Genomic DNA, 23,578 nt, shown 5'->3' with positions numbered 1-23,578 from the left:
TGCGGCGCGACCCTGCCGCACCGGATACCGCCGGCTACCACGGGTGGCGGACCGCTGTGCCGTGCCTGCCGCCGTATCAATCGCCGGTTGCCGGGCCCGCGATCTCCTCCGCTGCCTGCCGGTAGGCCTCGGCGGCGCGGGCGAAATAGTCGAACAGCAGTTCGCGCTGTTCAGGGGTGTAGCTCGCGATGATGTCGCCGATCTTGCGCCGGGCCGGGGTCAGCACCCGGTCGAGATCGGCGGGCCGGTCCACGGGTTCCACGACGACCTTGCGGCGATCCCCCGGGTCGGGGGCGCGACGCACGTAGCCCGCTCGTTCGAGCCGATCGATGAGACGGGTGGTGGGGCCGGTGGTCAATCCGGTCCGCGTGCCGAGTTCGCCGGGGGTCATGGCCCCGCTCAGATCCAGGATATTGAGCGCGTACAGGTCCGTCGCCCCGAGTCCGACCGCCTTGGCGCCGGCCTGCGCGTGCAGCACGACCGAACTCAGGTAGTGCCGGAAGACCAGGCTGGGGTCGGTGCTGTGCGGGTCCGTTGACAAGTCTGCCGCCTCCTTCTAATCTCTTCCTTTGTGAAGATTCTTCTAGAAAGAAGAAGAATCTTCTAAGCAGAGGATAACACGGAGGAGCCGCATCATGATCACGACAACCACCGCCACACCGGCTACGCCGCGGAGATCGAAGCGCCGCACCGCGGTACGCGTTCTCGGCGCCACCGCGCTCGTCCTCGGCATCGCCGCCGCCGGTGGCTATATCTGGCTGGACCGGACCGCCGAGATCCGCAATACGGGCGTCGCCGAATGCACGGATGTGCTCCCCGACGGCGGCAGTGCCGCGGATCTGCGCGCGGTATGCGAAACCATCGGCGCCATGACAGCCGCCTGGGGACGCGGCGACGCCGACGCCTACGGCGCGACCTTCACCGAAAACGCCACCTACACCACCTTCCTGGGCACCCATTACACCGGTCGGCGCGATCTCACCGAGGCACACCGCGCTCTGTTCGCGGGGTTCCTGAAGAACACCGAACTCGCCGATTCCTTTCTCGGCGTGCGCTTCTACGGAACCGACGTCGCGATTGTCACCAGCCGCGGCGACCGCTACGAGGGCGAACGCCCCACGGAGCTGTCCAAGACGCAGACCTACACACTGGTGCGGGAGACCGACGGCCGGTGGCGGATCGCCGGTTTCCACAACACCCAGCGGCAGAAGGTCATGGAACGTATCTCGTTCCTCTTCGACCCGGCCACCGAACCGGAGGCCGAGCGATGAGAGCGCTGGTAACCGGCGCCAGTGCGGGTATCGGGCGGGCCATGTCGATAAGCCTTGCGGCAGAGGGTTATTCGATAACGGCCGTCGCGCGTAACGCACGAAGACTCGAGGCGCTGACGGCGGAACTCGGTGCCGGCCACGACCATCTGGCCGCCGACCTCGGCACCGAAGACGGGTTGCGCGCTGTCGCCGAGCAGGTGCGGCACGGCCACTACACGGTGTTGGTCAACAACGCCGGTACGGCCGACCACGGCGATTTCGGCGCGGGCCCAACCGGCCCCGCGCTCACCGCCCTGGACCTGAACTGCCGAGCGGTGGTCGTACTGTCCCACGCGTTCCTCAGCACCGCGACCGCCGGCAGCGCGCTGGTGAACGTGTCCTCGGTACTCGGCGCGCATCCTGCCCCCGGACTCGCGGTCTACAGCGCGTCCAAGGCATTCGTCACCGCGTTCTCCACGGCACTGTGGCACGAACAGAAAACCCGCGGTGTCCGGGTGCTGGCCCTGTGCCCGGGTGTCACCGCCACCGCTTCGCAGCCCGCCACCGATACGCCGTCCCGGCTGGTCCAGACACCCGAACAGGTCGCGGAACGAGCCAGGAAAGCACTGGTATCCGGTACGGCCGGCCCGCTCGTCCACACCAGCACGACCAACCGGGCGTTCACCATCGCCCTGCGGCTGCTGCCCCGCCGGGCCGCCCTGGCCCTGCTGGCCCACTGAAGGAGACCCTGTGCACACCGACCCCGACACCTCCGCTATCCGCGCACTCCTCGAACGCAGCCGGAACGCCTGGAATCACGGCGACGGCACCGCATACGGCGCCTGCTTCACCGCCGACGCCACCGATATCACCTATACCGGCACCGTCTATCACGGCGGCGCGGAAATCGGCCGCGCGCACGGAGTGCTCTTCGACAGCTTCTCGAAGGGCACCCGCCTGACCGTCGACATCCGCGAAATCCGGCGCTACGGAGCCGATACCGCCGTAGTCGTGACCCGCGGCGAAGCCTCGAAGCGGCGCCCCCGGAAGCTGGGCAAACTCGCCACCTACACCGTCATCCGGGATACCGACGGCCGCTGGCGCATCGCGGCGGTGCAGAAAACGCAGCGCAAACCGCTCCTGGAGGCGATATCCTTCCTGCTCCGGCCCGCCTCCCGGCCCGGGGCACGCTGATGGCCGCCCTCACGATTCTCGGTGCCACCGGTCGCACCGGCCGGGTACTGGTCGATCGAGCGCTGGCCCGCGGGCACCACGTCACCGCGATCGTCCGGCAGACCACGCACTGGGCTCCCCCACCGGGAACGACCGTGATCACGACCGATCCGTGCATTCCTGGCGCATTGACCGGGCTGCTCGACGATCAGGACGCGGTGATCTCCGCGCTCGGCGCGGCCGGTCGAGGTCCTACGAGCGTCTACTCCGCCGGCACCACCGAGATCATCGCCGCCATGCCCCCGGCCGGCCGGATTCTGGTGATCTCCTCGGCGGGGTTGAGCGCACCGGGCGACGCCGGCCGGGGCACCCGGCTGCTCACCGGTGCTCTCCGGTGGGTCATGCGGCACACCTATGCCGATATGGCGCGTATGGAACACCTGCTCGCTTCCAGTGATCTGTGCTGGACAGCGGTCCGGCCCACCGGTCTGACCGACGCACCCGCGAGTTGCCGTCCACACGACCCGTTCGCCGCGGATACGAAAGTCCGCGCCCGCACGTCCCGGACCGACCTCGCCGACTATCTGCTCACCGCGGTCGACGATCCGCGCACCTACGGCACGGCGGTCACCTTCTCGTCCTGAGATCGCCGTCCGGCCCGAGAGCGCCCGGTCCGGCCGCGTCGCGGGAGGGGCAGGCCCGGGCGCCCGGCAGCAGTGGTATCGCGGGCACATACGGTGGGATCCGATCCGGCCGCACCGGTGCCCGGTATCCGATCCGAACCGCGAATACCGTGTCAGTGGCTATATCAGCCCGGCATCAGGCGTATATCAGCCGGTCCGCCGACAGTCTTCCCATGACCAGTTCAGCAATCGCGGCTTCGGGGCTGCGGAAGGCATACGGGGACAAAACCGTTCTCGACGGGATCGACCTGAACATCGGTGCCGGCACGATTTTCTCCCTACTCGGCCCCAACGGGGCGGGTAAGACGACCACGGTGAACGTGCTCACCACCCTGTTGCGGGCCGACGGTGGCACGGCGCGGGTAGCCGGGCACGATATCGCGGCCGAGACCGAGGCGGTGCGGGCGGCGATCGGCGTCACGGGCCAGTTCGCGGCGGTGGACGATCTGCTGACCGGGACCGAGAACCTGGAGTTGATGGCGGATATCCACCGGCTCAGGGGTGGTGAACGTAAGCGGGTGGTCGGTGAACTGCTGGAGCGGTTCGAACTGACGGAGTCGGCGGGGAAGCGGGCGGCCACCTACTCCGGAGGTATGCGCCGGAAGCTGGATCTGGCGATGACGCTGGTCACCAAGCCGGACATCGTTTTCCTGGACGAGCCGACCACCGGGCTGGACCCGCGCAGCCGGCGCACCATGTGGGAGATCGTGCGGGAGCTGACGGATGACGGCGTGACGATCTTCCTCACCACCCAGTACCTCGAGGAAGCCGATCAGTTGGCCGACCGGATCGCGGTGCTCGACCAGGGACGGATCGTCGCCGAGGGCACCCCCGACGAACTCAAGCGCCGGATGCCCGGCAGCTATATCCGATTGCGGTTCGAGCACGTGACAGAACTGGACGCGGCGGCGCGGGTGCTGCCCGGCGCGATCCGGGACGACGAGGCGCTGGCCCTGCGTGTTCCGGGCGACGGCGGCTCCGCTTCGCTGCGCCATGTCCTGGACCGGCTCGACGACGCCTCGCTCGAGGCCGCCGAGGTCGCTGTCCGTACCCCCGATCTCGACGATGTCTTCCTTTCCCTCACCGGCCACACGACCACGGAGGTCTCCGCACAATGAGCACCATCACCGCACCACTGGCCGATTCGTCGATCATGCTGCGCCGCAACTTCAAGCACATCGCCCGGACCCCGGTCACGGTGTTCAACGCGGCCTTCATGCCGGTCATGATGATGTTGATCTTCGTCTACGTATTCGGTAGCGCCTTCGACGTCGGCGGGAACTACATCGACTACGCGACGCCGGGAATGCTGCTGCTCGCCATCAGCTACGGGCTGTCGGGCACCGCCGTAGCGGTGAGCTCGGATATGTCGAAAGGCATCATCAACCGGTTCAAGGTCATGGACGTCTCCCGCGGCGCCGTACTCACCGGTCATGTCGTGGCCACCGTCCTGACCAATGTGGTGGCCGTCGCGGCGATCCTCGGCGTGGCGTTCGCACTGGGATTCCGGCCACCGGCGAGCGGGCTCGACTGGCTCGGGGCGCTCGGTATCCTGGCAGCGACCTCGTTCGCGGCCTCCTGGCTCACCGTAGCGCTGGGTATGGCCGCGAAAACGCCGGAATCCGCGGGTATGGGGGTGGTACCCCTGATCATGCTGCCATTCGTGAGCACCGCGATCGTGCCGGCCGAGAAGATGGGGCAGGGCGTGCGGCAGTTCGCGCAGTATCAGCCGTTCACGCCGATCATCGAATCGCTGCGGGGATTCCTGGCCGGCAACCCCTCCGGCGGATACACCGTCGCAGCGCTCGCCTGGTGCGCCGGGTTCGCCGTCGTCGGATACGTATGGTCCCGGATCACCTTCGACAAGCGAGCGTAGCGGCGGCCAGTTCCCGCCAGTCCGCCGCCGCGCCCTCACGCATCGCCTCGGTGAAGTCCGCTTCCCCGAGGCGATGTCGTACCGCACGCTCGACCCGGGCCGCGTCCGGGTGGGAACGATCGGGCATCCCGTGGACCGCGGTACTCGCCGCGAGCAGCCGCGCCGCCTCGATATCGCGGTCCGCGCGCAGCGCCAGATCCGCGATCCCGACGAGCACCTGGGCGACGAGGGCCGAATGCCCTGCCTCCGCCACCGCCCGGAAGGCCACGCCATGGTGTTCCCGGGCCTCCTCGAGATCGGTGGCGAGGTAACCGAGCAGAGTGTGCAATGCCGCGGCGAACTGCGGCGTCTCGGCTTCGCTGCCCAAAACCTTCGAGACGATACCGATCTGCTCGTAGGCCTGCTCGGTATCACCGCTCCACCGGGCCAGTTCCGCTCTCGCCAGCGCCAGTTCGCCCAGGGCGGCCGGCCAGACGACCCGATCCGCGCACCGCTGCGCCTCGGCCATCACGGCCGCGCTCGCCACACGGTCACCCGCCAGCCAGTACAACTGAGCCTGCCGCGAGAGCAGTCCGACGATATCCTCGGTCGAGCCGATATCGGTGACCACGGCGACGGCCTGGTCGAAGAGCTCGCAGGCAGCGGCGAATTCACCGCGGGTGGCGAATCGGTTGGCTCGTTCGGTGAGCGCGAACGAGATCCCCCAGCGCTCCCCCAGATCCCGGAACTCGGTCAGTGCGTCCGCGAGATAGGCATCCACTTCGGGCCCGTCCCTGCCCAGCACGATCCGCATCTTGCCCATCTGGAGCCGGGCCAGGGCACGCACCCAGGGGTCGTCATCGGTGAGCAGCGGTTCGAAAGCGGTCGGCAACGCTTCCGGCCCCTGCAACATTCTGTCCAGCGCACCGATGAACGCCCGCGCCGGATGACCGGACCGGAGACCGCCGCTGAACCGGTACGCCTTACGGATCCATTCCCCCACCTGGTTCGCGTCATTGCGGCCCGAGCTCAGGAAATGCGCGACCAGCCCGTACACCAGCGCCCGGGTCTCGTCGTCCACCTCGGCGGGTTCGTCGGCGACCGCGATGAGCAACTCCTGGCCCTCGGCCTTGTATCCGGCGAGCCACCAGTACCAGCCGGCGGCCGCCGCGAGCCGCAGCCCGCCGGCCGCGTCGCCGGCCGCGAGCGCGCCGCGCATCGCGGCCGAGATGTTGTCGTGCTCGGCCTCGAGCACAGCGAGCCACTCCAGTTGTTCGGCGCGGCGCAGATGCGGCTCCGCCGTGGCGGCGAGGTCGGTGAAGTACGCGAGATGCGCTCGGCGCGCCGACTCCGCCTCCCCCGATTCCCCCAACCGGTCCCGGGCGTACTGCCGGATCGTATCGAGCATCCGATACCGCGGCTCGTTTTCCCCCGGCACGGTGAGCAGCAGCGATTTCTCGGTCAGCGCGGTCAGTAATTCGAGCACCTCCCACTGCTCGACCACCGCGTCCCGTCCGTCTCCGGTATCCGCGCAGACCTGTTCGGCCGCCGCCAGGCTCATATCGCCGGCGAACACCGCGAGCCGGCGCAGCACCCCGCGTTCGGCGTCGCTGAGCAGCTCCCAGCTCCAGTCGACCACCGCGCGCAAGGTGCGGTGCTGTGGGATCGCGGTGCGGCTGCCACCGGTCAGCAGGCGGAACCGATCGTCGAGCCGGTCGGCGAGCTGATCGAGCGACATGGTGCGCAATCGCGCCGCGGCCAATTCGATGGCCAGTGGTATTCCGTCGAGCGCGCGGCAGACGCGGGCCATGGTCGCCGATGTGTGCGGGCCGGCCGTGAGATCCTTGCGCACCGCACGGGCACGGTCGCGCAACAACCGCACGGCCGGGGAGGCCTCGATCTCGTCGGGTCCGGCGTGCTCGGTGGGCAGCGCCAGCGGCTCGACCTGCCACAACGCCTCACCGGTGATACCGAGCGGTTCCCTGCTGGTGGCGAGGATACGCAGCCGGGGGCACTCGCCGAGTACGCGATGGGCGAACACCGCCACCGATTCGATCATGTGCTCGCAGTTGTCCAGGATCAACAGTGTTTCGCGGTCGCGGATCGCGGCGACGAGCCGGTCCACGGGCTCCGCGTGCGGGGCACTGCCGAGAAGAGCGTCCCGCAGCCCGAGCGCGGCGATCGCCGATTGCGCCACATCACCACTCGCGTCCACGGCCGCCAGCTCCACCAGCCACGCCCCTTCGGGAAGGTCGTCGAGCATGGTCCGCGCGGTTTCCAGAGCCAGCCTGGTCTTCCCGGAACCACCGGGCCCGGTCAAGGTGGTGAGCCGGTGGCCGGAGACGAGTTCGCGCACGGCCGCGATATCGGCGTATTTACCTATGTATTCGGTCAATTCGGCGCGCAGGTTGGTTCTGCGGTCGTTGTCCCGCGGCCCTACCTCACCACGCAGCAGCGCCACATGCAGAGCGGACAACTCCGGTGAAGGATCCACGCCGAGGGTATCGGCGAGAGCTTCCCGGGCGCGCTGGTACACGGTCAGCGCCTCGGCCCCCCGGCCCGCGGCGGCGAGCGCCCGCATCAGCGCGGCGACCAGCCGTTCCCGCACCGGATTCCGGGCCACCAGATCGGTCAGCTCACCGATCCGCTCCGCCCCCCGGCCGAGACGGATCTCCGCTTCGTACAGATCCTCCGCGGCGGCGAGACGCAAATCCTCGAAGCGGGTGATCACGGCCTCGGCCGCCGCACCGCCGGGTATCTCGGCACCCTGCATCAGCGCACCGCGCCACAGGTCGAGCGCTAGGCGCAACAGCCGGGCCCGGTCCACGTCGTCACCGGCACGGGCCCGGCCGATGAGCTGTTCGAACCGCACCGCGTCGATCGCGTGGGGGTCCACCACCAGCCGGTATCCGCCCGCCTGTCCGTCGAGCGCGCCGTCGGGCAGCAGCCGCCGCAACCGGGAGACCAGGGCCTGCAGGGCGTTCACGGCGTCGGCGGGCGGCCGCTCACCCCAGATCCAGTCGATCAGCGTCGCTTTCGGGACCACGCGGCCGGGTTCGAGCGCGAGGGCGATCAGCAACGCCCGCAGCCGAACACCCGGCACCTCGATCGACCCGCCGTCTTCTCTCCGGATCTCGAGCGGTCCCAGCAACTCGATCTGCACCAGCTCATTCTGCCGCAGCCGCCCGAGGGGTGCTCGGCCGCCTTTCCGCAGCCGGCGATCGTGCCGAGGTCGGGTGGAACACCGTGTCAGGGGAGGTATCAGGCCGGTGTCAGGGCGGTATCAGCAGGCTCGGCGACAGTACTCCTGTGAACGAACCGGCAATCGAGAACCCTGGGATACCTCCCACCGCACCGCGTGCGGAAGAGGCACCGATAGCAGTCGGGGTCGACCGGGAACGCTGCGTCGGCGCCGGTATGTGCGCGCTGCTCGCTCCAGAGGTGTTCGACCAGGACACCGCCGACGGGCGGGTGCTGCTGCTCGACCCGGCGCCACCGGTCGTGTGGCGGCCGGCCGCCCGCGAAGCCGCCCACAGCTGTCCGGCCGCCGCGATCGACATCCTCGGCCGGATACCGAACAAATATCACGAAAAGGAAGTTCGATGAGCGATACCGTTTCCGTCCCGCACGGCCTGCCCATGAACCGCGATGCCGGCCCCTTCGACCCGCCTCGCGCGATCACCGCGCTACGCGCGGCCCGCCCCGTCAGTCCACTGATCTTCCCCGACGGTCACGCGGGCTGGGTCGTCACCGGCTACGAAGAGGCCCGCGCGCTCCTGGCCGACACCCGGTTCAGCTCCCGCCAGGACATCGGCATCGTCCACGCGCTGGACGCGCATCCCGATATGCCCGTCCAAACCGAACCCTCCCCACAGATTCCGGGCCTGTTCGTCGCCATGGATCCGCCGGACCACACCCGGTTGCGGCGTAAGCTCACCGGCGCGTTCACCGTCCGGCGTATGCGGCAGCTCGAAGAGCACATCGCCGATATCGTCGAACGGCAACTCGACGAGATGGAGCGCCTGGTCCCGCCGGTCGACCTGGTGCGGGAGTTCGCGCTGCCGGTGCCCTCACTGGTGATCTGTGAACTGCTCGGTGTCCCCTACGCCGACCGCGACACCTTCCAGAAGAATTCCGCCCGGTTCCTGGTCCGGGACCAGTCGCTGGAGGAGAAGATGGCCGCCTACGGTGCGATGACCACCTACCTGGCCGGACTGGTCACAGCCAAACGGACCGAACCCGGCGAGGACATCCTGTCCGATCTGGCCCGCGACACCGATCTCACCATCGAGGAGTTGGTCGGCATCTCCTTCTTGCTGCTGCTCGCCGGTCACGAGACCACCGCGAACATGCTGGCGCTGGGCACCTTCGCGCTCCTGGAGCATCCGGAGCAGCTGGCCGAACTGCGCGCGAACCCGGACCTGATGCCCGACGCCGTGGAAGAACTCATGCGCTATCTGTCGGTCGCCGATATCTTCTACCGCTACGCCACCGAGGACCTCGAACTCGGCGGCGAAACGATCGGTAAGGGTTCGACGGTCGTCGTCTCCCTACTGGCCGCCAACCGCGACCCCCGCCGCTTCGACGACCCGGACACCCTGGACATCCATCGCAAGGCCCGCGGTCACGTATCCTTCGGGCACGGTGTGCACCAGTGCCTCGGCCAGCAATTGGGCCGGGTGGAGATGCGCGCCGGATTCACGGGACTGCTGCGGCGATTCGCGACCCTGCGCCTGGCCGTCCCCGCCGGCGAGGTGCCGCTGCGGACCGATATGAACATCTACGGCGTCCACGAACTGCCGGTCACCTGGAGTGTGGGCGACCGGTAGACCCAGCGGTCGAGGCTTCGAGCAGCTTCAGACGACAGCCGCGCTGCCGTGCTTGTCGTTCCACTGCTTCAGGACATCGGTGGCGTAATCTCTCCGATCGTTCCGCGAGGCTCCGCTACTTATCTCGTAGTACTCGTCGAAGGCAGCGGCCACCGCACGCTCATCGTTGGGATTCGCATCGATGAGATCTTCGGCCTTCTGGTAGCTGTTGTTGTTCCGCAATTCCTGCGTCATGTAATCCATATGGGTGCGCCAGTCGTCTATATCCTCTCCCGGTTTGTTCGCGAAATCCAGGAGGCCTTGATAACGGCCGAAACGCCACTGGAACAGCCCGTGTGCCGTTCCACCGTCACCCAAGGCACCGAGATTGAATTTCGACTCGTGGAAGGCATTACCGATAATTCCCGCCGCCTGCGCGGGGGTGAACTTCTTTTCGAAGACGAGGTACTCCATCATCTCCATCCGCAGTTTGCGTTGTTCCGCGGTAGAAGTTATCGGGACGTTGCTCGGCCCGGGATCGAACGACAACGAGTTGTTCCCGCCGCCACCACCGCCGCCTCCGCCCGAGCCGGAGAACGAGACCGGCCGCAGCCCGCCACCGCCGTGGGTGGTGGGGAAGTTCGGCTCGTCCTTGGCGATTCCGAGCGCTTCGGCCGCCGCCTTGTCCGAAACGCCTTTCACCTCGCGATAGGTCGTATCCAGGGCCTTCCAGATACTCCCGATCAGGCCGTCGATCACGTCGTTCGGCAGGTAGTACGTGGGATTTCTGTTCTGGTCCAGGATCGGGTTTCCGTCCTTGTCGGTCACCATCCTCGTCGATTTACGGGAGTCGATGATCGCATCGTTCAATTCCTCTACCGCGGCGCCGATATCCTCGTAGGCCTTTTTCACCACCCCACCGATTTCATTGGTCCGCGCATCGTTGACCTGGTCTAGTTCCTGGATTTCTTTTTTGACTTTTTCCACCCCCTCTTGATAATCGGAATACTTCTCGATCATCTTCGACCGGTCCTCGGGCTTGTCGACTCCCTCCTGACGCAGCCACGCACGCAGATCAGGGGCCTTGGACGGCGTGCCCGAGCCCAGTAGTTCGATCTGCTCCTGGATGGTTACCTCGGCCAGGGCATGCAGACCGTGCAAGCCCGCCGGCGCGCAGGGCGGAAGATCTTCGAGATCGCCCATCTGCCTGGGGTCGTTGGGGCTCATCGGCGCCTCGCTCTCATCCGGGCAGACAACGTCGACACATGCCGATTATCGGATGTTCCCCGAGGTGGGAACGGCTGATGAACCGACCGCGCACGGGCCGCGGGGGCTACTCATGAATTCGACCGCTCACCCCCTTCCGGCCAGAAGTGTCCCGCATCACATGCGGTATCCGGTCACGGGGCCGTGATGCCGTGTGTCCAACCGAGCGTAAGAGAAAGTTCGAGCGGACAGGACGCGACGATATGGACAACCCGCTGCGGCTCACCGGGCCCCGGCTCGATCGCCGGACCCTGCTCATCACCGCCGGCGCATTCCTCGCCGCCGGTCTCGCCACGTCCTGCCGGCCCGCCGACGAGAAGGGATCTTCCCCCGTGAACACCGTGCCCACTCTCGATTCGTTCATGCACTACACCGAGGCGGGAGCCGGCGATATCCCGGTCGTCTTCCTGCACGGCAACCCCACCTCCTCGTACCTGTGGCGCAATGTGATCCCCCATGTGTCCGGCAGCGCCCGCTGCCTGGCCCCCGACCTGATCGGCATGGGCGGATCCGGTAAACCCGAGACCGGCTACCGCTTCGCCGACCACGCCCGCTATCTCGACGCCTGGTTCGACGCGATGAACCTGGACGAGGTGGTCCTCGTCGGCCACGACTGGGGCGGCGCGCTGGGAATGGATCGGGCCGCAAGGCATCCCGGGCGGGTCCGCGGTATCGCGGTGATCGAAACCTTCCTGCGCCCGCTGCGCTGGGCGGAGATGCCGCCCAAAGGCGCGGAGCTGTTCCGCCGCTACCGGTCACCCGAAGGGGAGCGATTGGTGCTGGAGGAGAACATGTTCATCGAATACAACCTGCCGGCGCAGGTGGCGAACCTGGACCCACGCGATCACGATGTATACCGGGCGCCGTATCCCACCCCGGCTTCACGCAAACCCCTGCTGGCGTGGCCTCGGGAGATCCCCTTCGACGGAGAACCGGCGGATGTGGCGCGGACGATGACGAACTACGGCCGCTGGATGGCCACCACCCCGGAAGTGCCGAAACTGCTGATGGCCCTCGACAACGGTGTCGGCCTCGGGTCACCGGAGACGATCGGCTGGGCAGCACGGGAGTTCGCGTCGTGCGAGGTCGTCTCGGTGGGCACCGCCGGTCACCACGCCCCCGAAGACCGGCCCGACGCCATCGGCCGGGCGGTCGCGGACTGGGTCCAGCGGCACGGCCTGACGGGCGCATATGAACCCGCCACCCGCTGACACGCTGCCCGCACCGGGCGCGGTCGCCCCGGACACAGCCGACAATGAGCACGTGGAGGACGCGATTGTGTCACCGGACAGCCGTGACGATGCCGACGAGGCCGGTGCGGAAGCCGCACTGGTCTCCCGGGCGGTCCATGGTGATCCGGAGGCCGTCGCGACCGTGATCCGCCGGTTGCAGGACCCCCTCTACCGGCTGGCGCTCCGCATGACGGGCCGCCCCGCCGACGCGGAGGACGCGACTCAGGAGATCCTGCTGCGCGTCCTCACCCATCTCGCCACCTGGCGAGGGGAGGCGAGACTGCTGACATGGGCCTACCGCATCGGTGTCAATCACCTGCTGAACCTGCGGCGCGCCTCCCCGCAGGAGCAGGCCGGGCTCGACCTCGACACCTTCGGTGAAGGCCTCGCCGAAGGCCTGGCCGCCGAGGACTATCGCGGGGCCGACGCCGATCTGCTGTCGGCCGAGGTGCGACTGCAGTGCAGTCAGGCGATGCTGCAGTGCCTCACCCGCGCCGAACGGGTGACATTCGTCCTCGCCGAAGTGTTCGAACTGGGATCCGCCGAAGCGGGATGGATACTCGGCATCACACCGGAGGCGTTCCGCAAACGGCTCCAGCGCACGAAGAAACGTTTGGGCGCCTTCCTGACCTCGACGTGCGGACGCACCGACGACAAGGCGTGGTGCCGGTGCTCCCGGCGTACCGCCGCCGCGGTGCGTGCGGGCCGGGTGGACCCGCACCGTCCGGAACTGGCGCTACATCCGGTCACCGACGGAGGCCGGGACGCGGCGGCGGCGGAAAGACAAATGGTGCGCCTGCACGACGCGGCCGCGATCTTCCGCGCCCACCCGGATTACGCGGCACCGGAGAACAGACTGCCGGCCGTGGCCGAACTCCTGCGGTCGGGGCGCTTCCCGATGCTCGGATAACCGTGTCGTATCGGCCTTCCGGGGTCACCGGAGCCGGTGGCTCCGGAGGAACCGTGTTCGTGGTCGATTCCCGGATACGGATATTCCGTATCCGTTCGGCGGATGTACCGGCGTCGCGAGTGCCATAACTTCGGCGTCAGGGCCGCAGAACAGAGGAGATCTTCTTGGCTACCGCACCGATCTACGACGTAGAGCTCACCGAATCCGAGTTGCGGGAGCGGTTGCGTGCGGACGCTCGGCTCGGTCTGCGCGACACCCGTAAATGGCTACCGCCGAAGTGGTGCTACGACGCCCGCGGCAGCAAACTGTTCGACCTCATCACCGGGCTTCCGGAGTACTATCCGGCCCACACCGAACGAGCGTTGCTGCGTGCCGCGGCCCGGCAGATCGCCCGATTCACAGACGGGGCCACGGAACTGGTGGAACTGGCCGCGGGTTCGGCGGATAACACACGCCTGCTGCTCGGCGCACTCACCGCCCGGGGAAAGCTGCGGTCCTATGTGCCGCTGGATATATCCGAAACCGCACTGCGGGAGGCGGTCACCGGGGTCACGGCGGAATTCTCCCGGCTCGCGGTGCACGGTAACGTCGGCGATTTCACCACGATGCTGCCGGCACCGCCCCGCGACGGGCGGCGGCTGGTCGCACTGCTCGGCGGCACGCTGGGCAACCTACCGCCTCGCGAGCGCGCGGAATTCCTCGCCGAAACGTACCGGGCGCTCGTACCGGGCGAGCATCTGCTGCTGGGTATCGGATTGGTGACCGACCCGGCCGTGATGATCTCCGCCTACGCCGATATCGCGGGCGTAACCGCGGAATTCAACCGCAATGTGCTGCGGGTGCTGAACGACCGCCTCGGAGCCGATTTCGAACCGGAGGGGTTCACGCATCGCGTGGTGTGGGATCCCGATCTCGAATGGATCGAAATGCGGTTGGCGGCCACCGGGCCGATGAGGGTCACGCTCACCGATCCGGATCTGGTCGTCGACTTCGCCGCGGGTGAAGAGCTGCGTACCGCGATCTCGGCGAAGTTCCGGCTACCCCTCTTCCACGTGGAACTGGCCGAGGCGGGATTCCTGGCGCGGCAGGCGTGGGTGGATCCGGCCCGTCGCTTCGCCCTGGTACTGGCGGACAGATGAGCCCGGTACCGTCGGCAGCCCAGCTCGGCGTTCCGGACACCCGGAAGCGGTGAACGAGCCCTACCGCGCGTGCGCGGCGACGATCTCGGCCTGGAACCGCGGGCATTCGGTGAAATCCTCGTAGCGGCACGTGAGTACATGAGCGATGAGGTTCTTCGAGGTCTGGATCCGCTCGATCTGCGCCTCGAGGTCGGCCAGGTGCGTGTGCAGTACGCGGCGGCGGCCACCGCCGTCGCCGGCCTCCAGTAGTTCCCGGACCCGGGCCAGACTCAACCCGGCTTCTCGACAGCGCAGGATCATCGCCACCCGGGCCAGATGCGCCCGGGTGTAGCGCCGCCGACCACTCACCCGGGCCGCCGGGGTGATCAGCCCGACCGACTCCCAGTGCCGGAGCACATGCGGGGCGAGGTCGAACCGGCGCGCGATCTCGCCGCGCGGCAGCGGGTCACGATCGAAACCGTGGTCGCCGATCTCGCCACCTACGATTTCGGCAGTTCCCGCTGGGCGGGAATAGTTTCCATCTGGGCACATGTGCCGTCCGCGATACGCCCGGGCCTGCACGCCGCCTGCGCGCGGGCCCTGCGCCCCGGCGGGGTTTTCGTTCTCGAAGCCTATACACCCCGCCATCTCGAGCGTCCGGGCATCGGCGGGCCGCCGGACCCGGATGCCCTGCCGACCCCGGAGGAACTGCGGCGGGACCTGACCGGCCTGCGGCTGGAACACTGCCGGGAGGTCGACCGGGATATCACCGAGGGGAAATACCATCACGGGCCCAGTACGACGGTGCAGGTGCTGGCCGTCGCACCGGGTCCCGCCGTGGGCTGACGGAACAACGCGGCGCTACGGCCCAGCGGCACCGTGGCCGTCGGCCGGAAAATCCATCGCCGGACAGGGCCGAGGCCGGTAGCATCGGCGCCGTTGTGACTGCGCGTGACGATGAGCGGGCCGTACCGGGCCCCTGCCCGGAATGCGGCGTCGAGATGCCCACGGACGGATGCTGGACCCGGGTCCACCAGCTCCTCGAAATCGAGCACCGGACGTTGGCCGGTATCGACAGCGAACTCGCGTTGCGCGCGCATTTCTTCGCGATCGGCACCTATCAGCTCCAGCATCCGTCCCGCCTGACCGCCGCGGCGGTGACGAACCTGCGCGAAAGAGTCGCGTCGATGGTGCGATCACCGCGGCCGATACGCGAACTCCGGCGCGATATGGCCCGGCACGTGCGCGATAGGAAAGTAGTGCGCGACGCCCCCGCGGACGACCGGGGGCATATCGATCCGCGCTGGCCGGTGCACTGGACGGTTACCGCCCATGATGTGGTGACCGCCGACGATGACGCCGCCTACCCGGATGCCGTCGCGCGCTGGGCGGCGGCAACGATCACCGACCTGGACCGCGCGCTCGGCCTCCCCGGCCACCGCGCCTCCGGCCCTACAGGCCGTTGACGATCACCGCATTGCAGTCCGCGGCCGCCTGACGTAGCGGAATCGCCGCCTGGTACTCCTCGGACTCGTACCAGGCCCGAGCGGCCTCCGGGGATTCGAATTCCAGCACCACGGTCTGGGTGGCGGGCCATTCCCCCTCGAGGACCTGGGGCTTGGTGTCGATCGCCAGGACGGTGACGCCCTTGCCCATCGCTTTCGCGGCCGCCTTGCCGTATTCGGCCATACCGGCCGGGTCCTTGATCACCTCGGTCACGATGACATAGCCCTTGGGCATGCTGGTCTCCTTCTCCCACGCGAACCGTCACCGGCTCCCCGTCGACCATACATAAAACAGCATTTCCTGATAGGTAAATCTCATATGCTGAAATCGATAGCGACGATTACGTGAGTGCCCGGTCGGTGGAACTCCCATCGACCAGCGCGGAACGGCGGGATTCGCGGAGCCTGTACCCGCGCGGCCTTCAGGACTTGCCGTTGCGCCGCAGCAGATGGGGGCGTAGCCGGTTGAATCCCCGGACCCGGACGCTGCGCAGATGCCGGATGGTGAACTCGGTCTCCCCTTCCAGTTCCGCGGCGGCGCCGTCGTCCACCAGGATGGTTCCGGGCCGGGCCACACCGGTGAGGCGGGCGGCGATATTCACCACCGACCCGTACAGGTCGCCGAACCGCTGCAACACGGGCCCGTAAGCGAGGGCGACCCGGAGTTCCGGCGTGGTTCCCACGGTCATGGTGGATTCCTGGACGGCAAGCGCGATCCGGGCAGCCGCCAGCGGCGATTCGGCGGCGAACATCACTTCGTCGCCGACATTCTTGATCACCCAGCCGCCGTTCTCGGTGATCGCGGCGGTGGTGGTGGATTCGAATGCCTCCAGCAGCATGGACAGCTCGTCGGGGTGCAGGTGACGGGTGAGCCGGGTGTAGCCGACCATATCGGCGAACCCCACGGCCAGGGTCCTGGTCGAATCCTGGGTGCTCCCGGCCTCGTCGAGGTTACGGGAGACCGCCGCGTCGAGATGCCGCCGCCAGGCATAGGAGAGCAGGCTCTCCAGCAGTTCCACCGTTTCCGCGGTAGCGGCTCGGGTGACCGCCTCCGGGTCCGCGTCGGGGCCCGCCGCGGCCACGCGCCGGTCGATTTCGTCCAGCACCAGATCGACCTGCCATTCGGCCAGCCGGGCCATGGCCTGGCCGATGGTGCGGGTGGTCGCCGCCTGCTGCCGGAGATCGGCACCGACCAGGGTGCCGATCTCCCGGAAGCGGTGGATGGCGGCGATATCGGCGTCGGTGTAATCCGATGCGCTGTCGTCCTCGCTCGCCGGAAACCCCAGGGAAACCCACAGGCGGCGGGCCACTTCGGGGGCAACTTCGGCTTTTTCGGCGACCTCGCGGCGATTGTAGCGGCGGCGTCCGGCGAGCAGGCTCGCCTCGGCCGCCGCTCGCACCAGCTCGGATCTCCCCTGCGCCACCATGCCCGAAACCTTACGACGCGGCGGTGAACTCGTCGGTGGACTCGGCGAATCAGCCGGTGATCTACGTCATGGCGATACGCTCGCGGTCGTGGGAGCCGGGCGGCACGAGCGGCACCATCCGGCTACCTACTCGGCCGGAACCTCCTGCCCGGGCGGGCCCACCTGTTCCGCCGGAGCCGTCTCCCTGCCCGGAGCAACCCGCTCCGCCGGGGCCACCTCCCCGTGCGGGACCGCCTGCTCCGCCGGAACCACCCGCCCCTCCGGGACCGACTCCTCACCCGGAGCCGTTCCCCCCTCCGGAGCCATCTGTCCAGGCGGCGCCACCCGGCCGTCGGGAGCGACCTCCCCGCCCGGGGGCACCGGCTCGGCCGGAGCCCCCTGACCGCGCGGCACCACCTGTTCCGCAGGGGCCACCGGTTCGGCAGGGGCCGCCTGTTCAGCGGGAGCGGGCTGTTCGGCAGGAGCCGCCTGTTCGGCAGGAGCGGGTTGTTCGGCCGGCCCGACCGGTGAGGCAGGAGCCGGCCGGGCGGCCTCGGGCAGTGGCCGGTCGGTAGGCAGGTTGATGAAGCTCGGCGCGTCCGGATTCAGCTCCAGATGCTGTGGTGCCAGCTCGGTGGCATTGAGCAGGGGCCGGAAAGCCAAAGCCTTGGGCGCGTTGGCGGCGAAGATATCGAGGCGTAGCCGGTGACCCGGTTCGAGCACCGCCTGGGTGGGGATGACCGCGATATCCAGCTCCACCGGCTCTCCGGGCCGCACCTCCTGCATGCTCTCCACAGTGATCGGATTGAACGGGGCGGTGAGGTCGCCGTTCGGCGAGCGGGTGCTGCGCGACTCGTCGATGGCCCGCAGCGAGGCGGTGAGCTGCCCGGTGCTCAGTACCTTCGAGGTGCCGTCGGGCGATACATCGTTCACCGTGACACTCCAATAGCCGTCCGAAGCGTCGTGCACGGTGTTCAGGTGCACATTGACCGGCCCGGACAACACCGTCCGCTCGGTGACCGGCGCGCTGGTGAAGGTGAGCGCGCCGCGTTCGGCGATCCGGGAGTCCTTGGCGCAGGCGTCGAATACCGCGCCGAGCCCCGCGGAACCCTGCGCCATATCCCGCGAGCAGGCCGCGGCCAGGTCCGGGGCGACAGTGAGCCGCGCGACATCGCCCGGCTGCCCGGTCAGTGAACCATCGTGCACGCTGTCCTGGGTGGTGCCGCTGGGCGTGGCGGACAGATACACCCGCCGATGCGTCATCCCGGATTGCGGGAACCGGTCGAGCACCACCCAGCCGCCGCCCTGTTCCCAGACGATCACCGGCCCGTAGCCGGTGATGCCGTTATCGATATCCTTCAACCAGTAGTCGAACCAGGCGCGCTGCAGTACGTCCAATCGCGGTGGTGCTCCCGGTCTTCCGGTTCCGGCGCCGGGATTGGCGTGATAGGTGTCGCCGACGATCAGCTGCTTACGGCCCGGTGGCAGCGGAATATCGTTGTAGAGGGTGGTGGCGCTGTTGGCGAAGATATCGTGCCAGCCTCCGTAGAGGAAGGTCGGAACGGTGATCTTCTCGGGTCGCCCCATGATGCCCTGCCGGAACGGGCTGTCTTCGTCCAGTGCCGCGGCCAGCGCCGGCGGGAGCTGCCGCAGCGAGGGGGTGAGCAGCGCCTGGGCGAGCAGATCGTAATTGGTCGCGGGATCGGCCAGCCGGTCGGCGAGCCACTGCCAGTCGAACGAACCGTCGAGCAGCGCCTGGATATCCGGCATGAGTTTGGCCCGGTTCACCTGGGCGAGCCACAGCGGCAGGAAGGTCACCCCGACACCGCCGCCCGGAGCCACCACATCCCGCATGAGATCGCTGCCCGGTTCGACCGGGAAGATCGCCCGCAGCGATTCCGGCGCGTCCTCGGCGGCACGCAACTGGTTGATCCCGGAGTAGGAGCCGCCGCTCATGGCGACCCGGCCGTTGGACCAGGGCTGCGCCGCCGACCATTCGATGACCTCGCGGGTGTCGAGTTGTTCCCGCGCGCCGAGGGTGTCCCAGCGCCCCTGCGACTGGCCCGTGCCCCGCACGTCCACCGAGACCACGGTGTAACCGGAACGCACGAGTTTGCGGTCGAGGCCGAGCATGGTGGCCACCGTGCCGCCGTCGAGTGCGTGCAGCAGATCCTCGAAACCACTGATCGGCGTGCCGGAGAGATTGATCCGGCGCACGAGGTCCATGGTGAACCGCTGCGCTTCGGGATTGTTCAGCGACGCCTCGATGAGGCCGTTCATCATCTTCGAGTACGGCGTCATGGTGACGATGGTGGGCAGGGGGCGGGTCTCCACCTGATCGCCGGCGTTCGCGGGCCGGTACACATCGGCCTTCAGCACCACGCCGTCACTCATGGTGATGTGCACATTCTCATCGATGTGCACCTCGGGATAGGGCTGCGGACCGTCGTGGGTCTCGGTCCACCGCGCGGCGAGTTCGGCCGGAGAGGCCGCGGTGGTGGTGTCCTGGTGGACCCTGTGCCGTCCGGTCTGCACCGCCACCACCAGGATCAGGGCCAGGACGACCACGGTGACGGCCGAGGCGACCGCGAGCCCGTGAACCCGGTACAGCCGCATGAACAACCCTCCGCCTCATGGTCCCGTTTCACGCGCAGATGCCGCCGACAATAGCAATTAGCTCTGGACGAATAGGTGATCGACGCGCGCGGACCCGCCGGAACAACGGCCCCGGCAGCGAGCATGTTCACGCGAGTGCGACGCGGCGCACTCGGGCCGGCCGCGCCGCACTCCCGGAGGGCGGTCAGCCCATCCGCCGCACCCGTAGGACGAGATCCTTGATCTGATGACCGGCGGCGGGCCGGTTACGGTCACGCCGTTCGTCGGTCTCCACGGTCCACCGGTCGTCGAGCAGCGCGACGATTTCGTCCGGCTGATAGTAGGCATAGGGGTCGAATCCGTGCGGATGCTCCTCCGGTGCCGGGAATTCGGTGGGGTCGTGGGCGACGAACAGGAAGGTGCCGCCGGGCGCCACCGCCTCCAGCAGAGCCCGCAGCGTGGTGTGTCCGGGCTCGTGCGCGATCGGGAAATAGTGCGCCGACACCAGATCGAACGATCGCGCGGGCATCGGCGTCACCGTGATATCCGCGTGCTGCCAGGAGATCTCCGGATGCCCGGCCGCCGCGCGGTCCAGCGCCACCCGCGAGATATCGACCGCCGTGACCTGCCAGCCCTGCTCGGCCAGCCAGTACGCATCGGCACCTTCGCCGCAGCCGAGGTCCAGAGCCCGGCCCGGCTCCCTTCCGCTCATTTCCGCGATCAGCGCGTCGTTCGGCAAACCGCTGAAGCGCTGTTCGCTCTCACCGTACATATCGTCCCAGAACTGCTGGTCCATGCGTTTCTCCTGCTTTCCTCGCGGCTTCCACCAGCTTCCGGGCTAATGAGCAGCTTGACAAATTTATTTGCCATAACTGCAATAGAGGCATGCTTCGAGAGTTCGGCGATGTCATCGACGCGATCGGCCCGCGCCTGCGCGAACTGCGCCGTCGCAACGGCACCACCCTCGCCGCCCTGTCCGAGGTCACCGGCATCCCGGTGAGCACACTCTCGCGGCTGGAATCCGGTCAGCGTAAACCCAGCCTCGAACTGCTGTTACCCCTGGCCAAGGCCCATCACGTGCCGCTGGACGAACTCGTCGACGCACCGGAAAGCGGCGACCCGCGAGTCTACGCCCGGCCGGTGAGCCGGCACGGCCAGACCTTCATCCCCCTGACCCGTAAGCCGGGCGGCCTCCAGGCCTACAAACAGATCCTGTCCGGTCGCATCTCCGCCGAACCCGATCTGCGCACCCACGAGGGGTACCACTGGCTCTACGTCCTCAACGGCAAACTGCGCCTGATCCTGGGTGACCGGGACATGGTGCTGACCCCGGGCGAGGTCGCCGAATTCGATACTCACCTGCCCCACTGGTTCGGCAATGTCGATGAGAATCCGGTGGAATATCTGAGCATCTACGGCCCCCAGGGCGAACGGTTCCACCTCAAGGCCCGGTATCGCCCGTCGTGATCCGGCGCACCCCTCGCACGCTGCGGAAACACATATAGTTAACGTTTCGTTATCCGCGTTGTCCGTGTCGTTTCCGAATCCGCGCGAGATACGGCGAAATATGGCTCCCCGGGTTTGCAGGACCGACAAATAGCTGTGGTGTATTTCCAACGCTGTTCGAGAAGTCGGTGATGTTTTCACCGCATGCTGAGCGGTGAAAGTCGTTGTTCTCCACCGGCTCTCGACCTGAGCACGGAGGACCGCAATTATGGAGTCTGTACCGCTAGTCCGAAAACGCTGGGCCGTTACGGCCCTTTTCGCCGCCGCGGCCGGCGCGATTCTCTGCACAACGGCCCCGGCCGAGGCGCGACCGGTAACAGTACCCGGTCTCGGCGTCTTCGAAATCCCCGATCAGCTCCCGCTACCGGCCGGAATTCCCGGCATCGCCACTACGCCGCCACCCCCGAAGTTCGAACCCGCTCCCGGTGAACTCGCGGTGGCCGCGGCGCGCAGCAAACTCGGCGCCCCGTATGTCTTCGGCGGCACCGGCCCCAACGGATTCGATTGCTCCGGCCTGGTGCAGTGGGCCTACCGGCAGGCCGGGGTGCAGGTACCGCGCACGAGCTATTCGCAGCTCGCCTCCGGCACACCGGTACCTCTCGACCAGCTACAACCCGGCGACGTGATCTCCTACAGCGGCGGCGGACATTCCGCCTTGTACGCCGGAGACGGTCAGGTGATCCACGCGGCCACCGTCGCGGTGGAGATGTCACCGCTGGGTTATTCGCCGATCACCGGAGCGCGTCGCTACTGAGATCCGGGTCGCCGCGGTTCCGGTATATCGCCGAATCCCGGAACCGCGGCACCGGCCCGGCGCGCCTGGCGTACCGTCGCGCCGGGGCGTCCGGATCGGTGATATCACCGCCGATCCGGAGTCAGAGACGCTCGATGATGGTGGCGTTGGCCAGCCCGCCGGCCTCGCACATGGTCTGCAATGCGTAGCGGCCGCCGGTCTGCTCCAGATGGTTGACCATGGTCGCCAGGATGCGCACACCCGAGGCGCCCAGTGGATGCCCCAGGGCGATGGCCCCGCCACGCGGATTGAGTTTCACCGGGTCGGCCTGCAATTCCCGCTGCCAGACCAGGGGTACCGGGGCGAACGCCTCGTTCACCTCGTAGGCGTCGATATCGTCGATTCCCAGCGCGGCCCGGTCGAGCGCCTTCTTCGAGGCCGGGACGACCGCGGTGAGCATGAGCAGTGGATCGTCACCCACCACCGCGAACGAGTGGAACCGAGCGCGGGCCCGCAAACCCAGCTTCGAGGCCATCTGTTCACTCATGATGAGCGCCGCCGAGGCGCCGTCGGTGAGCGGCGAGGAGTTACCCGGGGTGATGGACCAGTCGATCTCCGGGAACCGCTGCGTGTACTGCTCGTCGGCGAAGGCCGGCTTCAGTCCCGCGAGCTTCTCGGGAGTGGAGCCGGCCCGGATGGTTTCGTCGGCGGTCAGTTCACCGGCGGCGACCAGCTCCCGGTCGAACCCGCCGGCCGCGGCGGTCTCGGCTGCCAGGCGGTGCGAGCGCGCCGCGAATTCGTCCAGCGTGGCGCGGTCGAGTTTCCAGCGGGCCGCCAGGATCTCGGCGGCTATGCCCTGCTGCACCAGCCCCTCCGGATACCGATGCGCGATGGGCCCCCGATTGGCGTCCTGCCCTTGTGCGTTCGAGAACATCGGCACCCGGCTCATCGACTCCACACCGCAGGCGATGGCGATATCGTAGGCGCCCGACATCACGCCCTGCGCGGCGAAATGCGCGGCCTGCTGGCTGGAACCGCACTGCCGGTCCACCGTGGTGGCCGGTACGGATTCGGGAAATCCGGCCGCGAGCACGGCGGTTCGGGAGATATTGAACGCCTGTTCCCCGCTCTGGGTGACACAGCCGCCGATCACATCGTCGACCAGCGCGGGATCGAGGTCGTTGCGCCGGATCAATTCCTCGAGTACCCCGGCCAGCAGGGTCGCGGGATGCACCCCGGACAATCCGCCGCCCATCTTGCCCTTCCCGGACGGCGTACGAACCACATCGACGATGACGGCGGACTGCATGGCCCCTCCTGAAACACTCGGCACGGTCGATCAAGTTAATGACCGTTCGAGAATAAGTTAACACGGATTCGCATCCGTACGCGATACCCTCCGGCTCGTGGAACGAGGTCTGCCACGGCCGAGCACCCCGCCGGGTAACGGCCGGTCCCTCCCGCGCGATCAGGCCAGAGTCTCGGCGCGGTACTCCTCGGAGATATCCACATCGCGTTCCACCTCGGAGAGCACGGCT

The 23,578-nt window shown here is 67.9% G+C and carries 24 protein-coding genes; 15 read left to right on the top strand and 9 right to left on the bottom strand.

What is annotated here, in order from left to right; translation table 11 throughout:
• Window positions 1-76 precede the first annotated feature (76 nt).
• The gene (locus tag ACYR7D_RS09240; RefSeq protein ID WP_459549194.1) at window positions 77-541 is read right to left on the bottom strand and encodes a MarR family winged helix-turn-helix transcriptional regulator; all 465 of its coding nucleotides are present in this window, start codon (window positions 539-541) and stop codon (window positions 77-79) included.
• Window positions 542-635: 94 nt separating this feature from the next.
• Between ACYR7D_RS09240 and ACYR7D_RS09235 the strand changes: the two genes are divergently transcribed.
• The 6 genes from ACYR7D_RS09235 (at window position 636) to ACYR7D_RS09210 (ending at window position 4,982) form a co-directional block, all read left to right on the top strand.
• Entirely contained in the window at window positions 636-1,271 is a 636-nt protein-coding gene (locus tag ACYR7D_RS09235) for an SgcJ/EcaC family oxidoreductase (protein WP_459549193.1), read from the top strand.
• Window positions 1,268-1,990: an SDR family NAD(P)-dependent oxidoreductase gene (locus tag ACYR7D_RS09230; RefSeq protein ID WP_459549192.1), complete on the top strand. Its 723-nt coding sequence runs from the start codon at window positions 1,268-1,270 to the stop codon at window positions 1,988-1,990. The genes ACYR7D_RS09235 and ACYR7D_RS09230 overlap by 4 nt, the downstream gene beginning before the upstream one ends.
• A 10-nt stretch (window positions 1,991-2,000) precedes the next feature.
• On the top strand, window positions 2,001-2,444 hold the full coding sequence (locus ACYR7D_RS09225) for an SgcJ/EcaC family oxidoreductase (RefSeq protein ID WP_459549191.1): 444 nt from the start codon (window positions 2,001-2,003) through the stop codon (window positions 2,442-2,444).
• Window positions 2,444-3,067 (top strand): NAD(P)-dependent oxidoreductase, encoded by a 624-nt coding sequence (locus tag ACYR7D_RS09220; protein WP_459549190.1) that lies wholly within the window; start codon window positions 2,444-2,446, stop codon window positions 3,065-3,067. The genes ACYR7D_RS09225 and ACYR7D_RS09220 overlap by 1 nt, the downstream gene beginning before the upstream one ends.
• Window positions 3,068-3,279: 212 nt before the next feature.
• Window positions 3,280-4,224: an ATP-binding cassette domain-containing protein gene (locus ACYR7D_RS09215; protein WP_459549189.1), complete on the top strand. Its 945-nt coding sequence runs from the start codon at window positions 3,280-3,282 to the stop codon at window positions 4,222-4,224.
• Window positions 4,221-4,982: an ABC transporter permease gene (locus ACYR7D_RS09210; protein WP_459549188.1), complete on the top strand. Its 762-nt coding sequence runs from the start codon at window positions 4,221-4,223 to the stop codon at window positions 4,980-4,982. Before ACYR7D_RS09215 ends, ACYR7D_RS09210 begins: the two co-directional genes overlap by 4 nt.
• Here the strand turns inward: ACYR7D_RS09210 and ACYR7D_RS09205 are convergent.
• Window positions 4,960-8,124 (bottom strand): BTAD domain-containing putative transcriptional regulator, encoded by a 3,165-nt coding sequence (locus tag ACYR7D_RS09205; protein ID WP_459549187.1) that lies wholly within the window; start codon window positions 8,122-8,124, stop codon window positions 4,960-4,962. The two genes, ACYR7D_RS09210 and ACYR7D_RS09205, sit on opposite strands and share 23 nt — an antisense overlap.
• Window positions 8,125-8,270: 146 nt before the next feature.
• Here ACYR7D_RS09205 and ACYR7D_RS09200 point away from each other — a divergent pair, with 146 nt between their 5' ends.
• The gene (locus ACYR7D_RS09200; RefSeq protein WP_459549186.1) at window positions 8,271-8,567 is read left to right on the top strand and encodes a ferredoxin; all 297 of its coding nucleotides are present in this window, start codon (window positions 8,271-8,273) and stop codon (window positions 8,565-8,567) included.
• Window positions 8,564-9,790 (top strand): cytochrome P450, encoded by a 1,227-nt coding sequence (locus ACYR7D_RS09195; protein ID WP_459549185.1) that lies wholly within the window; start codon window positions 8,564-8,566, stop codon window positions 9,788-9,790. Before ACYR7D_RS09200 ends, ACYR7D_RS09195 begins: the two co-directional genes overlap by 4 nt.
• Window positions 9,791-9,817: 27 nt before the next feature.
• Here the strand turns inward: ACYR7D_RS09195 and ACYR7D_RS09190 are convergent, their stop codons facing one another.
• The gene (locus ACYR7D_RS09190; protein WP_459549184.1) at window positions 9,818-10,996 is read right to left on the bottom strand and encodes a phage tail tip lysozyme; all 1,179 of its coding nucleotides are present in this window, start codon (window positions 10,994-10,996) and stop codon (window positions 9,818-9,820) included.
• Between the two features lie 242 nt (window positions 10,997-11,238).
• On the opposite strand from ACYR7D_RS09190, the gene ACYR7D_RS09185 reads away from it, so the two are divergent.
• The 3 genes from ACYR7D_RS09185 to egtD all read left to right on the top strand — a co-directional run bounded on the left by ACYR7D_RS09185 (window position 11,239) and on the right by egtD (window position 14,316).
• On the top strand, window positions 11,239-12,246 hold the full coding sequence (locus tag ACYR7D_RS09185) for a haloalkane dehalogenase (RefSeq protein WP_459549183.1): 1,008 nt from the start codon (window positions 11,239-11,241) through the stop codon (window positions 12,244-12,246).
• A 52-nt stretch (window positions 12,247-12,298) separates the two neighbouring features.
• A complete protein-coding gene (locus tag ACYR7D_RS09180) occupies window positions 12,299-13,177 on the top strand; it encodes an RNA polymerase sigma factor (protein WP_459549182.1) in 879 nt (292 codons plus the stop codon).
• Between the two features lie 164 nt (window positions 13,178-13,341).
• The gene (gene egtD, locus ACYR7D_RS09175) at window positions 13,342-14,316 is read left to right on the top strand and encodes an L-histidine N(alpha)-methyltransferase (RefSeq protein ID WP_459549181.1); all 975 of its coding nucleotides are present in this window, start codon (window positions 13,342-13,344) and stop codon (window positions 14,314-14,316) included.
• Window positions 14,317-14,376: 60 nt separating this feature from the next.
• Here the strand turns inward: egtD and ACYR7D_RS09170 are convergent, their stop codons facing one another.
• Window positions 14,377-14,712: a MerR family transcriptional regulator gene (locus ACYR7D_RS09170; protein ID WP_459549180.1), complete on the bottom strand. Its 336-nt coding sequence runs from the start codon at window positions 14,710-14,712 to the stop codon at window positions 14,377-14,379.
• Here ACYR7D_RS09170 and ACYR7D_RS09165 point away from each other — a divergent pair, their 5' ends adjacent.
• Together ACYR7D_RS09165 and ACYR7D_RS09160 are read left to right on the top strand one after the other, a co-directional pair.
• The gene (locus ACYR7D_RS09165) at window positions 14,713-15,141 is read left to right on the top strand and encodes a class I SAM-dependent methyltransferase (RefSeq protein ID WP_459549179.1); all 429 of its coding nucleotides are present in this window, start codon (window positions 14,713-14,715) and stop codon (window positions 15,139-15,141) included. It begins immediately after the preceding gene.
• Window positions 15,142-15,236: 95 nt separating this feature from the next.
• Window positions 15,237-15,761 (top strand): DUF5946 family protein, encoded by a 525-nt coding sequence (locus tag ACYR7D_RS09160; RefSeq protein ID WP_459549178.1) that lies wholly within the window; start codon window positions 15,237-15,239, stop codon window positions 15,759-15,761.
• Here ACYR7D_RS09160 and ACYR7D_RS09155 read toward each other — a convergent pair.
• From ACYR7D_RS09155 to ACYR7D_RS09140, 4 genes are all read right to left on the bottom strand, one after another.
• Window positions 15,748-16,035: a DUF1330 domain-containing protein gene (locus ACYR7D_RS09155; RefSeq protein WP_459549177.1), complete on the bottom strand. Its 288-nt coding sequence runs from the start codon at window positions 16,033-16,035 to the stop codon at window positions 15,748-15,750. The two genes, ACYR7D_RS09160 and ACYR7D_RS09155, sit on opposite strands and share 14 nt — an antisense overlap.
• A 187-nt stretch (window positions 16,036-16,222) precedes the next feature.
• Window positions 16,223-17,227, bottom strand: coding sequence for an adenylate/guanylate cyclase domain-containing protein (locus tag ACYR7D_RS09150; protein WP_459549176.1), 1,005 nt, complete (start codon window positions 17,225-17,227; stop codon window positions 16,223-16,225).
• Between the two features lie 126 nt (window positions 17,228-17,353).
• Window positions 17,354-19,822 carry a CocE/NonD family hydrolase gene (locus tag ACYR7D_RS09145; RefSeq protein ID WP_459549175.1) on the bottom strand — a complete coding sequence of 823 codons (2,469 nt, stop codon included), beginning with the start codon at window positions 19,820-19,822 and terminating at the stop codon, window positions 17,354-17,356.
• Between the two features lie 184 nt (window positions 19,823-20,006).
• On the bottom strand, window positions 20,007-20,597 hold the full coding sequence (locus ACYR7D_RS09140; RefSeq protein WP_459549174.1) for a class I SAM-dependent methyltransferase: 591 nt from the start codon (window positions 20,595-20,597) through the stop codon (window positions 20,007-20,009).
• Window positions 20,598-20,686: 89 nt separating this feature from the next.
• Between ACYR7D_RS09140 and ACYR7D_RS09135 the strand changes: the two genes are divergently transcribed.
• Window positions 20,687-21,268, top strand: a complete 582-nt coding sequence (locus ACYR7D_RS09135) for a helix-turn-helix domain-containing protein (RefSeq protein WP_459549173.1) — start codon at window positions 20,687-20,689, stop codon at window positions 21,266-21,268.
• Window positions 21,269-21,515: 247 nt separating this feature from the next.
• The gene (locus ACYR7D_RS09130; RefSeq protein WP_459549172.1) at window positions 21,516-22,061 is read left to right on the top strand and encodes a C40 family peptidase; all 546 of its coding nucleotides are present in this window, start codon (window positions 21,516-21,518) and stop codon (window positions 22,059-22,061) included.
• A gap of 121 nt (window positions 22,062-22,182) precedes the next feature.
• On the opposite strand, the gene ACYR7D_RS09125 is transcribed toward ACYR7D_RS09130, so the two are convergent.
• Window positions 22,183-23,349: a thiolase family protein gene (locus ACYR7D_RS09125; RefSeq protein WP_459549171.1), complete on the bottom strand. Its 1,167-nt coding sequence runs from the start codon at window positions 23,347-23,349 to the stop codon at window positions 22,183-22,185.
• Between the last annotated feature and the right edge of the window lie 229 nt (window positions 23,350-23,578).

It is taken from the genome of Nocardia sp. X0981 (assembly GCF_977089955.1).
The sequence above is the reverse complement of the archived record's forward strand: the minus strand, read 5'-3'. Positions and strand labels throughout refer to the sequence as shown.